Raw genomic sequence first — 13,065 nt, forward strand, 5'->3', positions numbered from 1 at the left:
TCCTTATGCCGGGGTGAACCACTCACCGATCGCGGTGAGGGCGAAGTCGCCGGTGTTGACCGAGGTGAAGGCGGCAGGGGCGAGCCAGCGCAGGCTCCAGCCAGCACCTGCGCCGGCGCTGCCCGCGTCCCCGATCAGCCCACCGCTGCCCGGCGTGGCCCGCCCGACCGCGCACTTCGGGAACGACCCGCTCACGAAGTCGACCGGGAAGTCATAGGCGGTCACGTCGCTGCGATAGGTGCCGTTCAGATTGGTGGTAGAGGAGACGGTCTCGGCGGTGGTGTTCATGGTGCAGATCTGCGTGCCGTCCGCGAAGCGCACATACTCGCCGTCCGAGTTGCTGTCCCGCTCGATCAGCGCCCCGGTCGGGACGCCCGAGGTCTCGCTCACCACCCCCAGAACGGAGCCCTGCGTGAAGAACTCGGTCCAGGCATTCCAGCCGGAATTGCTCGTCCGACCGAAGAAACGATTGCCGTTGTTGGTCACCTCCCCGACGAATTGGACCTTCCGCGCATTGGCGATCTTGACGTGGATACCCGCATAAGACCCATCGCTCCTCGGCGCGTTGGCCGGCACATTGGTCCCCGCCGCATTCCCTATGAAATGCGTGGTGTCGAGGTTGTCGAGGTCATCGCTCGAAACGTAGTTGTTCGCCGTCCCAAGAAGGCCACCGCCGCCGACCACCAAGGCCCGCCCCGCCGTCACGTCCATCATAGTGGTCTGGATCGCCACCGGGCGCTTCTGCCAAGTCCCGAAGGTTCCATTGTTCATCGTCCGGCCCCACTCCTCCGCGCCGGTGGTCGGATAGTTTGCGCGCCAGATCTGGACGCAGTTATTCGCGGTCAGGCCCGGAACCACGGTCAACGAGCCGTAGGCGTGGGGAAACTCCGCGGGAATGTTCAGCGTGTCCCCATTGGTCGACCAGAACCCACTGGTGAGGGCCGTGTTGAGGTCTGCGACCGCGTTTGAGGTCCCGCCCCAGCCGAAGGCGCCCACGATCATGCCACGCCCCGCGGATGTGTCGGTCACGTTGTCCTGCAGGGCGTTGCCGAGGATGTCCTCCGGAGTGAGGCCTTCCAGCTCGGGGATAAAGGTGCTGATCTGCCAGGAGAAGAGCGCCAGCGTCCGATCGTTGAACGTGCTGGGGTCATTGAGCGACGGCAGCGTGGGCGCGGGGGTGAAATTGATAGACATTAAGTCAGCCCTTCGATCTCGAGATTGACGATCGAGACCCCCGCCTTGCGCAGCGGGATCTCGTAATCCTGGAAGAGGCCGTAGGTCATGACCCCGTAGTTCTTGATGATGTCCTCGGAGGCGAAATAGACGGTGGGCGCGTCCCGCCGCGAGTTCAGCCAACGCTGCGTGCGCGCCGCCCCGGTGGCGGGCATCGAGAAGCGGTAGTTGACCGGATCAGACTTCGCGCGCGGCACGATCGTCCAATTGCCGAAGGCGTCCTGCTCCTTGGTGGAGAAGCTGGTCAGCCCGACCGTGGTATCCTCCAGCGTGGTGCCCAGCGTCACCACGCGGCCCAGCACGATCTGGCCCACCTCCACCGTGCCGATACCATCCCCGATCGTCAGGTCGATGTCGTATCCGACATAGGCCGCCAGATCGACGAAGAGCGCCTGCGTCTGGTAGCTGTCCAGCTCGGTGGTGAAGAAGCTGAACCAGTCCACGATCTCGCTGTCATCGACCAGCGAGAGCGTCGTGTCATAGGTTTCCGTCGCCCCGGTGTCGGTCACCTGCACCCGGATCTCCGAGGCCTCGAGGCCGAAGAAGGCGATCCCCGTCACGAGGCTGTCGACCGTGACCCGGTAAGTCACGGTCCCGGACTTCGTCACCGGGTCCGCCAGCTTCTGATCGAAGGCCTTCCAGCGGTTCGTGGCGCCGACCTCGAACCACCAGGTGCCGTCGTCGGTGGTGGGATCGTTGCCGAGGTTGCTGCCCGCCGCGCTCTCGTAGACCTTGTGGGTCGCCAGCACGATCACCTGCTCCGCGGCGGCATAGGTGGTGCCTGCGGCCCATTCGTCGGCGTCGTCCTCGGTCACGTTGGAGGCCGCGAGCGTGGCATCGGTCATGGCCATGGGGATGATCAGCTTCATCAGGCGGCCCTTTCCGGCGGTGTGCCAATGGTGTCGTCCTTCACGGCCAGCTTGCGCAGCTTGGCGAGGTCGCTGGCCTGCGAGAGCCCCAGCTGACGCTGCTCGTCCTTCAGGTCCGCCAGCTCGGCCCGCAGGCGGCGCAGTTCCTCGACCACCCCGCGATTGCCGAGCAGGTCGCTGGTCTGGGGTGCGCTGTAATAGCGGGCCGGGCCGGTGACCTCGAGTTCCGGGCCGTTCTCGCCCACCAGCCGCAGGCCTCCCGCGTGCAGCCCGCCCATGGCGAATGCCGGCACCCCGCCCATGGTGCGGATCTGCTCGCGCAGGGTCTCCATCTGCTGCGCCAGTTGCGTCGGCTGGCCGAGAAGCGCCTGCAGCTGGTCCTCCAGCCCGCCCTCGCCCCAGAAGGCATCGGAGAAGGCCGTGAGATCGGCGCCGGTGCCATATTCGACATGGCTGGCCCGGTAGGTGATGTAGCCCTCGGGGCTGACCGCGAGCCCGGCATCACCCGTGCCGCTGCGCAGGCTGACGCCGGTTGCCGCCTCCAGCGCCTCGATCTGGGAAATGATCGAGGAGGCCTGCGACACGACGCCTGCGCGCGCATCGGAGACCGCGGCCAGCTGCTGCTGCAGGTTGGTCAACGCAGCGCTCCGTTCCCGCTGCAGCGTGTCCGCGGCCACCGCCGCGCGCAGCTCATCGAGCGCCGCCTTCAGCGCGGTGAAGGGCGCGGTGATGTTGCTGCTCAGCTCATCCTCGAACCAGATCGAGAAGGCGGTGGAGGGGTCGAAGACGACCGTGCCGTTGAGGGTCACCTTGCCCGAGACGCTGCCCGCGATCATGTCGAGCAGGGTCTTCTCCCGTCCGGTCAGGCCGGAGAGGTCCACCGCGCCGTCGATGATCTTGGTGATCGTGGTGCTGCCGGCGGCGATCTGGCCCAGGAAGCTGTAGCCCGCGCCGGTGATCTCGCCCGTCCGGATCGAGGCAAGGATGCCGCGCGCCACCGAGCCGTCGCCCGCGAAGAGCTGACGGAGATAGTCGAAGCCCCAGTTGCCGATCGCGCCCGAGCTGGTCTGGCCGGTGATCGCCCGCAGCGTGTCGCCGTCGCCCGCGTAGAGCTGGCGCAGGTACTCCAGCCCCCAGGCCCCGATGCGGCCGGAGCTGGTCTGGCCGACGATGGTGCGCAGCGTGTCGCCACTGCCCTCGAAGAGCTGGTTGAGGTAGTTGAAGCCCCATTCCCCGATGCCGCCCGAACTGGTCTTGCCGGTGATCCCGCGCAGGACCGAGCCCGTGCCCATGAAGAGCTGCGAGAGGTAGCTGAAGCCCCAGCTGCCGACCCCGCCCGTACTCATGGCCGCCGTGACGCCGCGCTTGGTGTAGCCGTCTCCGCGGAACAGCTGGGAGAGGTAACTGAACCCCCAGTTCTGGACGCCGCCGGAAGACATGGCCGCGGTGATGCCCCGCTTGGTGAAGGCCTCCCCGTCGAAGAGTTGCGACAGGTAGTTGAAGCCCCACGCGGCCACGTTGCCCGAGGACATCGCTGCCGTGATCCCCCGCTTGGTGGCCCCGTCCCCATCGAAGAGCTGGAAGAGGTAATTGAACCCCCAGTCCCCGATGTTGCCGCTGCTCATCGCAGCCGTGATCCCGCGCTTCGTGAAGCCGATGCCCTCGAATATCTGCCCGAGGTAGTCGAAGCCCCAGCTGCCGATGCTGCCCGAGGACATTGCGGCGGTGATGCCGCGCTTGGTGGTGCCCGCGCCTGCGAAGAGCTGTGCCAGGTAGTTGAAGCCCCAGGCGCCGATGTCGCCGCTGTCCGTCTGCCCGACGATGCGGCGGGTGATCTCCCCTGCCCCGGCGAAGAGCTGCGCGAGATAGTTGAAGCCCCAATTGCCGATGCCCGACGCGTTCATCTTGGCGTAGATCGCGCGAGCCACCTCGCCGTCGCCCTCCACCAGCTGATCGAGGTAGGTCAGGCTCAGCCCGACGAGGCCGCCGGTCAGGACCTCCGCCTGCACGATCCGGTTCACCGGATCATCGCCGGAGGAGAGCGTTCCGAGGAAGTCGAGCGCGAGGCCGCTGAGACTGCCAGTTGCGATCATCGCGGTGATCGAGCGCCAGACATCGGGCTGGCCGCTGGCCAGCTCCTCGATGAAGGTGCGCCCGATGTCCTTGATCCCCCGGCTGTCGAGGTAGCCGCCGATGGTGCGCGCGTTCCAGGTCTTCCCGCTGGTCAGCTGGTCGAGGAACATGACGTCGAAGGTCGTGATGCCGAGCGGGTTCACCACGGCGCTGATCGTGTGCAGCGTCGTCAGGCTCCCGGTCAGCAGCAGGGTCCGCTCGTCTTCCGTCAGGCTGTCCGCGAAGGCCATGGCGATGGTGATGCCGCGCACCGCGTCGGTGTTGGCCTCCAGCAGCAGCGCCGAGACCTGCGGATCGAGCCCCTCGGAGAGCGTGCCGAGGATGTTGACGACATATTGCCCCTGCTGATCCAGCAGGACCTTGCGGGCATCCTCGGACAGGCCGTCGGAGAAGGCCGCCTCGATCATCAGCGCGAAGGTGCCGGCGTCCGCCGTGATGATGTCGCGCACCTCCTTCGAGGTCGCGACATCGAGCGAGGCGGTGATCGCCACCGAGTAGGCCCCGATGTTGCCGAGCGCGAGCGCGATGGCGTCCTCGTCCGCATCCGAGGCCAGCGCCACGTTGACCACCCGGGACAGCTCGGAGGAGCCTGCCAGCGCGACCCGCATCTCCTTGCCGGTGAGCGTGGAGCCCATCACCATGTTGACCGTGCGGGTGAGCGAGGTCACGTCGTCCAGCGCCAGCCGCATCAGGTTCGGGCTCAGCGCGTCGCCCAGCACGAAGTCCACGGTCTTCATATGCTCCGAGGCCGCGTTCACCGCGAGGAAGCGCAGGTCCGGGGTCAGGTCCTTGGCGGTCACCGCGAACTCGATCTCGGACATGATCCCGTCGGTGGCCGCCTTCAGGAGGTCCTTCACGTCCTTGGGCAGGCTGGTGGTCGGGATCAGGGTGATCTGCGCCTCCAGCTCGGCCATCAGGTCCGAATAGGAGAAGTCCTGCAGCGCCTCGATCGCGCCCTGCAGGCCGGTCAGGCTGCCCTCGAACGCGGCCAGGTCCTCTTCGGTGATCTCGCCGCTGCTTTGCAGGTAGTCGTTCAGCTCGTTGAGCACCTCCAGCTGCTGCTCGGAGAGATCGACGATCGCCTCCTCGATCGACCCCTGCAAATCGGAGACGCCGGCCAGCTTGTTCGCCTGTGCCAGCACCGCGCTCTCGGACCGCTTGTAGTCCGCCAGCGAGGTCGCCTGCACCTTGGCCGCATCGAGGTAAGTGGAGGAGAGCGCCGCGAAGTCCTGCGCCGCGCCGAGATCGCCGCCAAGCGCCGCGGTGAAGGCCTCCTGCATGGCGGCCCAGGTCGCCTGCATCCGGGCCTCGCCCGTCCCGGTCCCGGTGCTGCCGGTGATCTCGCGGATCAGGTCGCGCAGGCCATCGGCCACGCGATACCAGGCCGTTGCCGCCTGCTCCGCCTCCCGGGCCGTGGAGGTCACCTCGCTGATCATGTCCCCCAGCACGCTCGAGGTGGTGCCCACCAGCGCCGAGATGATGTCGGTGAAGCTCTGCGCCGCGGGCAGCACCTGGTCCATGGTGCCGGCCAGTTGGAGGAGGACGGCGTAAAGCTCCTGCCCGCTGTCCGTGGACAGATCGAGGCTCTCCACCAGGTCGCGATAGGCCGCGCGGGAGGTGGGCAGCGCCACGCCGAACGCGGCCAGCGCCTCGGTCGCCTGACGGGTGTAGACCTCGATCCGCTCCGCCTCGGTGTAGAAGGCCGCGAAGTAGGTGCTGGCCGCCGAGTTGAAGGCATCGGTGCTGCCGAAGAGCTGGACCAGCGAGGAGGCGAGATCCGCGCCCGCGATCGTGACCTCGAACATGCTGTGCCCCAGCGTGTCGAAAACCGCCGCCGTGGCCGTCAGATGCTCGGAGAGCCGCGACAGCGCCTCGGAGGAGCTTTCCCCGGCCAGCATCACGTCATGGCCCGCCAGCACCAGGTCGGCCATCTCGTCGGCCATGCCGGTGAGCGCCTCCCGCACCGCCGCCGCGATCTCGTCGTCCTCGAGGTCCTTGGTGGAGATGATCAGCTGCGTGGCGAAGTCATCGAAGACCGAGGAGGCCACGCCGATGGCGCCCGCCGCGGCGACGACTCCCTCCTGCACCTGTTGCACGGCCAGCAGCACAGGGTCGGCCACCTCGGCCTCGGCAGGCGAATAGCTGTACTTCTTCGACGAGATCAGCCCGAAGAGCGCGGTCTTCTTCACGTATTTGAAGGTCTCGACGAGGCCGTCCATCCCGTCGATCGTCACCCGCAGGCCCGCGTCCAGCAGCTTGGTCTTGCCGAAGAGGCCGGAGATCAGGGGGATGGCCAGCGCCAGCGGCCCGGCGATCGCGCCGATGGCCGCGGCGAAGGCGCCGAGGCTGGTGGTGGCCGCCCCCAGTACCGAGCCGAGGTAAGTGGCCGCCGAGGCCAGCCCGCCCCCTGCCCCGAAGAGCGAGGTCACGAGGCCCGAGGCCCCGGAGACGAAGCTGCCGCCCAGCCCGAGGACGCTGCCGAGGATGCCGTTGCTGCCGCCGATCGCCCCCGTCGCGCCGGAGGTGCTGAGCGTGCCCGAGGCGCCCGCAGAGCCGGTCACGCCCATGTTGATCAGGATCTCGTTGCGCGCCGCCGTCGCCATCATCTCGCGGATCATCGACTTGAAGCCGCCAAGGATGCCGTCCTTGAAGCCGCCGAAGTCGCTCAGGCCATTGGTCAGGAAGTCCCCGAAGGACCCCGCGATGCTGTCGATGCCGGAGACGACCGAGCGCGCGGCGTCTTCCTCGATCTCCTCGGCGGTCTTCACCGCGCCCTTCAGCACCTCGTCGAAGCTCTTCGCGCTCTTGGTCGCGTCCTTCAGGGCTTTCGAGGCCGAGCCCGCGCCATCGCCCACGCCCTTGAGCGCCGTGTTCAGCCGGTCCGCCGCAGAGGCCCCGTCCTCGGAGGCCTCCTCGGTCTTGGTCACCGCATCGCGAAGCGCCTGCACGGACTCGAGCGGCGCCGCGAAGGCCTTGGCGGCTGCCTCTGCATCGGCCTTCGCCGCGCCCGCGGCATCTTCCGCCGCGGTCTGGATCGCCGCGAGCGATTGCGTGATCTCTGCCGAAGCGCCCTGCAGGTTGGTCCCGAAGAGGCTGTTGAGGCCATCGGCCACCGTCCACGTCAGATCAACCCACGCGCCGACCATCGCATTGAGGCCGCCCACGAAGACCGCCTTGGCGTTGTAGATCATGGTCTTGATCGACTGATAGACGAAGTCAGCCCCGGTCCCGATGCGCTCCCAGACCTCGACGGCCACGTCCTTCACCAGCCCGAGCGCCGTGCCGAAGCCTCCGGTGGCACTGACCAGTCGTCCGAACTGGTAGACCAGCTCCCCGGCGCCCACGACGAGGATGCCGATCCCGGTGGAGATGATCGCCCCGCGCAGCGTGCGCAGCGCGGCGGACATCCCCTTGATGCTCACGCTGGCCAGCGCCGAGGAGGTCGAGGTCGCCCCGAGCGCCAGCTCCAGCGCCACCGCCTGCCGCACGGCAGCTGCTGCCGAGGCCACGAAGGTGGTGCCCAGCGAGATCGCCAGGCGCGCCCCGAAGGCCGCGGCCACCGTGACGCCGATCACCGCCAGCCGATCGAGGTTCTCCACCAGCGGCTGCAGCGCCACCGCGATGGCTGCACTCGCCTGCGCCGCGGCCTCCATGGCCGGGGCCACCTGCACCGCCAGCGTGTTGCGCAGGCCCTTCCACGCCTCGCCCGATGTATCGACCGCCCGCTGCGCGCGCCCAAGCGCCGCGATCGCGCTCTGGTCCATGACCGCGCCCAGCTCCTCGGCCCGGTCGCCCAGCCGATCCATCTCCGCGCCGTTCTGCACCAGCAGCGGCAGCAGCCCTGCGCTCTCGGAGGCCATGGCCTCCATGTAGAAGGTCATCTCCTGCTGGCTCAGCCCGGCCTTCTCGAGGCTGGAGACATAGAGCTGCAGCGCCTCCGGGCCGGAGAGGTTGCTGAACTGCTGCGCGGTCACGCCGATCTTGGGTGCGATCTTCTCGAAGAAGTCCGCCATCGGCCCGCCGCCGGTCTGGACGAACTCGCCCACCCGGTCGTTCACGTCCTTCAGGATGCCCGCCAGCTGGTCCTGCTCGATCCCGACCGACCTGGCGCCCGCCGCCCACCGCTGGAAGACGCCCGCCTGCGCGTTGGAAAGCCGCGACATGGTCTCGATCTCGCGCGCGGCACTGGCCGCGGACCGCGTGATCGCCGCCATGCCTGCCACCGCCGCGCCGAGCCCGGCGGTGGAGGCGGCCACCGTGCGGGCGAGACCGGCAAAGCGCGTGCGCATGCCATCGGTCGAGGCCGTGGCGCGGCGCACGCCCTGCTCGAATTGGGCGCTGTCGAGGCCGAGGTTGACCCTCAGCGATCCGATGACGGATTGCGGCATTGCACTGGTTCCGATGGTTAGGAGGGAGAGAAGAGACGCGCCGCTCCCGGCGCGCTCAGTCGCGCTTCATCGGACCCCGGCGCATGGCCAGCCCGATGAAGTATCCGCGCACCTGCGCATGCTGAAGCTCCTGCGACCCGGCAGCCTTGCGGCCGCCAGGGGCAGAGGACGCCGCCTTGAGCGGCTTGTACTTCGGCATCTTGGCAGGCTGGTGGACCGCGAAGGCCACCCAGCTGGCCAGCTCGTGGTTCAGCTGGCGCTGCTCTTCGTGGCGCGCCCGGCGGCCCTTCCAGACCGCCGCGAGGATCAGATGGATCTCGGCAGGCGTCAGGCGCCAGAAGCGCTCGTAGTCCTGCCCTTCCGAGACCCACTGCTCCAGCAGACGGGTCAGCTCGTCGCGGTCGCCTTGCGGGGCTTCGCGGGGGCTTCGGCGTTTCCCGGGGCCGCCTCTGCCGCGCCCTCGCCGTCAGCCGCCACCTCGGGCGGTTTGGGGAAGGCTGCCTGCACGGCCTTGCCGATCAGGTCCCCGGTCTCCTTCAGGCCGAGATTGTCGATCAGGTCCCCGACCTCCGCCTCGGTCATGGTCTCGTCGCGATCGACCCCGACGAAGAAGATGCGCCGCACGCGCTTGATGTCGCCGGGCCGGTCCTGCAGGGCCTGCACGCCCTCGATCAGGGTCTCGCCCGCGAGGTCCTGGTAGCGCACCATCGCGTTGGTGGTCAGGTGGATCTGGTGCTGCGCGCCACAGGCGGTGAAGGCGATCGCGCCACGTTTGGAATGGCTCATGGTCATCTCTCAGGTTGGAGGGGGAGAACGACGAAAGGCGGCCCCGGATGGGAACCGCCTTTCGTCGGGGATCAGTCCGGGTGTCAGGCGCCGGCGGCCGTGCCGCGGGTCCAGTCGACGCCGCCGGTGGTGCGGATCGAGATCGTCATGCCGACGATGCCACCCACGTCGGAACCTTCGGGCTGCGGGGTCGGGAAGCCGCGGAACTCGAAGACATCGCCCGAGGATTGGCTCGGGGCCGGCGGCAGCGTCGTGCGGTAGTAGATCGCGGCGGTCTCGGCCTGGTCCGAGAGCTGCTGCTCGTAGCCTGCCGGCGTGTAGCCGCAGCTCAGCGAGATGACGCCCGCATCCTTCAGGCCCTTGACGTATTCCTTGAAGCCGTCCGGGCTGTCGAGCGAGGTCGCCTCCTGGTAGTCGGTCTCGACCGCGGGCACCGCGATCGACTTGCATTCGGGAATATCTTCCCAGGTGGTGCCATCGGTCGAACGCTCGACCGTGGCGCCGTAAAGGATGAACTGATCGCTCATCATGGCCTCCTTCAGGTGGTGGTGTAGTGGACGAAAAAGTCCAGTGAAACGCGGAAGGGCCGGTCCGCTTCGTTGCTGCCGCCCTCACGCCCTTCCCGCGCATCCGCGAAAAGAACGGCCTGCAAGAGCCCGCCGCGATAGCCGCTGAGAGCGGCGCGCACCGCGCGGGCAAGTCGTTTGGCGCCGCCGTAGCTGTCCGCCTGACAGTCGATCTGGACCCGCGCATGGGCGACCCCGTTGCGCCCCTTGAGCGTGTGCCCCTCCACGTCGGAGATCACGCGCAGGATGACCCCGGGCCAGGGCGCGCCCTGCGGATGGGCGCCCCAGTTGATCCGTGTGCCGCAGATCGCCGTGACGCTGGCGGTGGCCAGAAGCCGCGCGCGCAGTTCCTCTTCCATCACTCCAACCCCGCCGTCTTGCGCGCCCGCGCCTGCGTGCGCTCCACCGCCGTGGCGATCTCGAACCAGAGGTCCTCCTTCAGCCGCGCCAGCATGTTGTCTTTGTCCTGATCCCACGCGGGCCGCATGTAGGGCGTCGGGTCCACGTCCGCCGAGCCGAACTCCTGCACCCAGGCCTTGATCGCCTCGTCCTTGCTGCTGGCCTTCTCCGGCCCCATGAAGAGCTCCACATGGGGCGCCGCGCCCCCGAGGTGCGCGGCCCGGCGTGCGGAGCGCAGGGCCGAGGCCGCCTCGCCCCGGGTCCCGCCGTCTCGCATCACCTGCGCGAACGCGCGCTTGCCCACGTCCGCCGCCGCCCCGATCGCCTTGGCCGAGACCTCGACGCTCTCGATCAGATCGCCGGTCTCCTCCGGCGCCAGGCCACGCGCCAGGCGCGCCATCGGCTCGAGCGCGCTGATCCCGGCCCGCCGCAGCGCCGCCCGGCCCGTGGCCTTGGTCATCTTCTCGAGCTGCGCCTCCAGCTCGGCAAAGCCCTCGAGGCTGACGCGTGTCTTCACAGGTCCGCCCGTGCGCTGCCGGTGATCTCGATCCACTGGCGCCGGGCGACCTCCTTCAGGCCGATGATCGCGAAGTCCTGCCCCTCGAAGGTCAAGCGGTCCTTCGGCGTGATCGCCGCCGTGAAGGGCGACCAGCGCACCAGGAAGCGCGCCATGACCGAGGCCGCCACCTCGCCCGCCCGCCAGCGCTCGGCGTCGGAGACGTCGGTGCGCTTGGCCCGCACCGGGGCGCCGAGGTCCTCGAAGTCGCCAGCGGCAGAGGTGAAGCCGTCATCCGACGTCTCCCGCCGCCGGAATTGCACCTGGCGGTCCAGGTCGCTCCAGCGCAGGTCCCGATTGCTCACCATCCGACGGCCCGCCGGTTGCCGAAGACCTGCCGCATGTCCGCCATGGCCATCGGCACGCCCTGGTCATAGGCGACACCCACCATGTGGATGATGGCGCTCTGATCCTCCGCCCGCGGCGCAAGCAGCGAGGTCGCCGCGCCGCCTGGCGCGTCATAACCTGCACAGAGGTCGATCCGTACCGCTGCCGGCCGACCGGAGAGCGCGGGCAATGCCGTGGAACGGTCGAAGCTGAGCGACCAATGGGGCACCGCCTCGGTCAGATACCACCCCGAGGCGGCAAGCGTTTGCGCGACATCTGACGGGTCGAGATAGCTGACCTCTGAGACCTCCCGCAGCGGCAGCGCAGGCAGACGCACCGCCGCGCACCAGGCATCAAGCGTCAGCCGCAGTTCGGTGGGCCGCATGAACCGCCCGGTGAAGTCCTCGTAGCGCGCGGTCTCCGACCGGATCAGCTGCTCAAGGCGCGCGTCGTCCAGCGCATGTTCGATCCGCAGCGCCGCCTTGAGATCGGTCAGATCGACCGCCAGCCCCTCCGGCTGCGCCCGCCGGATCAGGAGCCCGCTCACGTCGCAGCCTTCGTCCGGGGGGCCTTCACGGCCTTGTTCCGGGGCTCAGGCTCCGCCTTGGCCAGGACACCGCGATCGACGAGATGCTGCACCTCGGTCTCGCGCGCCTCGCGGGCCGCGCCTTCCCCATACCACTTGTCCCCCTGGTGGGGGCGCAGGACTGTGTACTTCACGGATCAACCCTCCATCGGCTTGCAGAGAGGGCGGGGTCCCCCGCCCTCCTTCGCAAACCGATCGATCACTCGGTGACGTAGCCGAGATCGCCGTAGACGAAGGCCTCCGGCCGGTAGACCGCGAGCGCGAGGCGCTCCTCGCCGAGCAGCGTCACCATGTTCCGGGTGAAGTCGTCGTTGACGTAGCCCACCTCGACCCGGGCATCCCAGCGATCGAAGATCTGCGCGCCGAGCTTGAAGGCCCCGGTCAGGAACTTGTCGACGGAGATCGCCTGGGTCTCGACCACCGGCAGGTTCCAGAGCGTCGGCGACAGCGTGCCCTGCGGGTTGCCGATGATGTAGCGGCCCTCGCTGTCCTTGGTCAGCTCGATGCGCGCCCAGTCGATCGGGTTCATCACGTGGCCCGTGGCGGGATACTCGGCCAGGGCGGCCTGCAGCATGGCGAGCCGCATGGTGTCGATCGCCGTGCCCGCGCTCGGCGTGAAGGGCGCGGCATAGGCGGTCGCGTTCGGGATCAGCCCGTGCAGGTTCTGCCCGGTGCCGTCGCCGTTCAGCAGCTGGTTCTCCTCAGCGTAGGACAGGCCGTAGATCAGCCGCTGGTCGATCATCGAGCGCAGGAAGGAGACATCGTCGAGCGCCTGCCGGCTGGCCTTCATCCAGTGGGCAATGACCTTGGCGGTCGAGCTCTTCAGGTCCAGCTTGATGTCCGAAGACGGCTTGGCCTCGCCTTCGGCCACAGGGGCTGCGTTGTTGGTGAAGCCGGTCTCCTGGACGTACTCGATCGTGTTGCCGTCCATGCGGCCCTGCGAGAGCAGGTCGCGCACCGTCATGCGGCGTTGCGGCAGTTCCTGCACCCCGGAGAGGCGCGTGGGCGCCACCCCGTCGCCGACCGAGCCGTCGGCATCGGTGGTCAACGTGGTCAGATTGGCCTTCACCCGCAGGTCGGCCTTGCCGCTGCTGGGGCCGCTTTCCAGCCAGGACTTCACCTGTTCGTTCTCGACGAACTGCTGGCCCAGCGACTTGCGCGTCTCCCGCTCGCCCTCGCCGCGGCGGGCCATCTTCTGCTCGAGCTCGCTCACCTGGCCGGT

12 protein-coding genes are annotated in these 13,065 nt (G+C 68.5%); all 12 read right to left on the bottom strand.

Going from position 1 to position 13,065, the window contains the following annotated elements; all coding sequences use genetic code 11:
• Positions 1-3 precede the first annotated feature (3 nt).
• A complete protein-coding gene (locus LCM32_RS21705; RefSeq protein WP_224823181.1) occupies positions 4-1,194 on the bottom strand; it encodes a pyocin knob domain-containing protein in 1,191 nt (396 codons plus the stop codon).
• Complete coding sequence (locus LCM32_RS21710; RefSeq protein WP_224823182.1) at positions 1,194-2,102, bottom strand: hypothetical protein; 909 nt, start codon at positions 2,100-2,102, stop codon at positions 1,194-1,196. The genes LCM32_RS21705 and LCM32_RS21710 overlap by 1 nt, the downstream gene beginning before the upstream one ends.
• Complete coding sequence (locus LCM32_RS21715) at positions 2,102-8,623, bottom strand: hypothetical protein (protein WP_224823183.1); 6,522 nt, start codon at positions 8,621-8,623, stop codon at positions 2,102-2,104. The genes LCM32_RS21710 and LCM32_RS21715 overlap by 1 nt, the downstream gene beginning before the upstream one ends.
• 55 nt (positions 8,624-8,678) lie before the next feature.
• A complete protein-coding gene (locus LCM32_RS21720) occupies positions 8,679-8,852 on the bottom strand; it encodes a hypothetical protein (protein WP_224823184.1) in 174 nt (57 codons plus the stop codon).
• A gap of 158 nt (positions 8,853-9,010) precedes the next feature.
• Positions 9,011-9,409: a hypothetical protein gene (locus tag LCM32_RS21725; RefSeq protein ID WP_224823185.1), complete on the bottom strand. Its 399-nt coding sequence runs from the start codon at positions 9,407-9,409 to the stop codon at positions 9,011-9,013.
• A gap of 83 nt (positions 9,410-9,492) precedes the next feature.
• Positions 9,493-9,939 carry a phage tail tube protein gene (locus LCM32_RS21730; protein WP_224823186.1) on the bottom strand — a complete coding sequence of 149 codons (447 nt, stop codon included), beginning with the start codon at positions 9,937-9,939 and terminating at the stop codon, positions 9,493-9,495.
• 8 nt (positions 9,940-9,947) lie between these two features.
• On the bottom strand, positions 9,948-10,334 hold the full coding sequence (locus LCM32_RS21735; protein WP_224823187.1) for a DUF3168 domain-containing protein: 387 nt from the start codon (positions 10,332-10,334) through the stop codon (positions 9,948-9,950).
• Complete coding sequence (locus tag LCM32_RS21740) at positions 10,334-10,891, bottom strand: HK97 gp10 family phage protein (RefSeq protein WP_224823188.1); 558 nt, start codon at positions 10,889-10,891, stop codon at positions 10,334-10,336. The genes LCM32_RS21735 and LCM32_RS21740 overlap by 1 nt, the downstream gene beginning before the upstream one ends.
• Positions 10,888-11,238 carry a head-tail adaptor protein gene (locus LCM32_RS21745; RefSeq protein ID WP_224823189.1) on the bottom strand — a complete coding sequence of 117 codons (351 nt, stop codon included), beginning with the start codon at positions 11,236-11,238 and terminating at the stop codon, positions 10,888-10,890. The genes LCM32_RS21740 and LCM32_RS21745 overlap by 4 nt, the downstream gene beginning before the upstream one ends.
• A complete protein-coding gene (locus LCM32_RS21750) occupies positions 11,232-11,804 on the bottom strand; it encodes a hypothetical protein (RefSeq protein ID WP_224823190.1) in 573 nt (190 codons plus the stop codon). The genes LCM32_RS21745 and LCM32_RS21750 overlap by 7 nt, the downstream gene beginning before the upstream one ends.
• Positions 11,801-11,977, bottom strand: coding sequence for a hypothetical protein (locus tag LCM32_RS21755; RefSeq protein WP_224823191.1), 177 nt, complete (start codon positions 11,975-11,977; stop codon positions 11,801-11,803). Before LCM32_RS21755 ends, LCM32_RS21750 begins: the two co-directional genes overlap by 4 nt.
• A 65-nt stretch (positions 11,978-12,042) precedes the next feature.
• The coding region (locus LCM32_RS21760; protein ID WP_224823192.1) for a phage major capsid protein at positions 12,043-13,065 on the bottom strand (1,023 nt) is incomplete at its 5' end.

The sequence above is a fragment of the Pseudooceanicola nanhaiensis genome, assembly GCF_020171315.1.
Taxonomy (GTDB): Bacteria; Pseudomonadota; Alphaproteobacteria; order Rhodobacterales; family Rhodobacteraceae; genus Pseudooceanicola; species Pseudooceanicola nanhaiensis_A.

Bases quoted from the DNA above. Each gene is read 5' to 3' on its own strand.
- LCM32_RS21705 (WP_224823181.1), bottom strand. From the start codon at position 1,194: ATGTCTATCAATTTCACCCCCGCGCCCACGCTGCCGTCGCTCAATGAC.
- LCM32_RS21710 (WP_224823182.1), bottom strand. From the start codon at position 2,102: ATGAAGCTGATCATCCCCATGGCCATGACCGATGCCACGCTCGCGGCC.
- LCM32_RS21715 (WP_224823183.1), bottom strand. From the start codon at position 8,623: ATGCCGCAATCCGTCATCGGATCGCTGAGGGTCAACCTCGGCCTCGAC.
- LCM32_RS21725 (WP_224823185.1), bottom strand. From the start codon at position 9,409: ATGAGCCATTCCAAACGTGGCGCGATCGCCTTCACCGCCTGTGGCGCG.
- LCM32_RS21730 (WP_224823186.1), bottom strand. From the start codon at position 9,939: ATGATGAGCGATCAGTTCATCCTTTACGGCGCCACGGTCGAGCGTTCG.
- LCM32_RS21735 (WP_224823187.1), bottom strand. From the start codon at position 10,334: ATGGAAGAGGAACTGCGCGCGCGGCTTCTGGCCACCGCCAGCGTCACG.
- LCM32_RS21745 (WP_224823189.1), bottom strand. From the start codon at position 11,238: ATGGTGAGCAATCGGGACCTGCGCTGGAGCGACCTGGACCGCCAGGTG.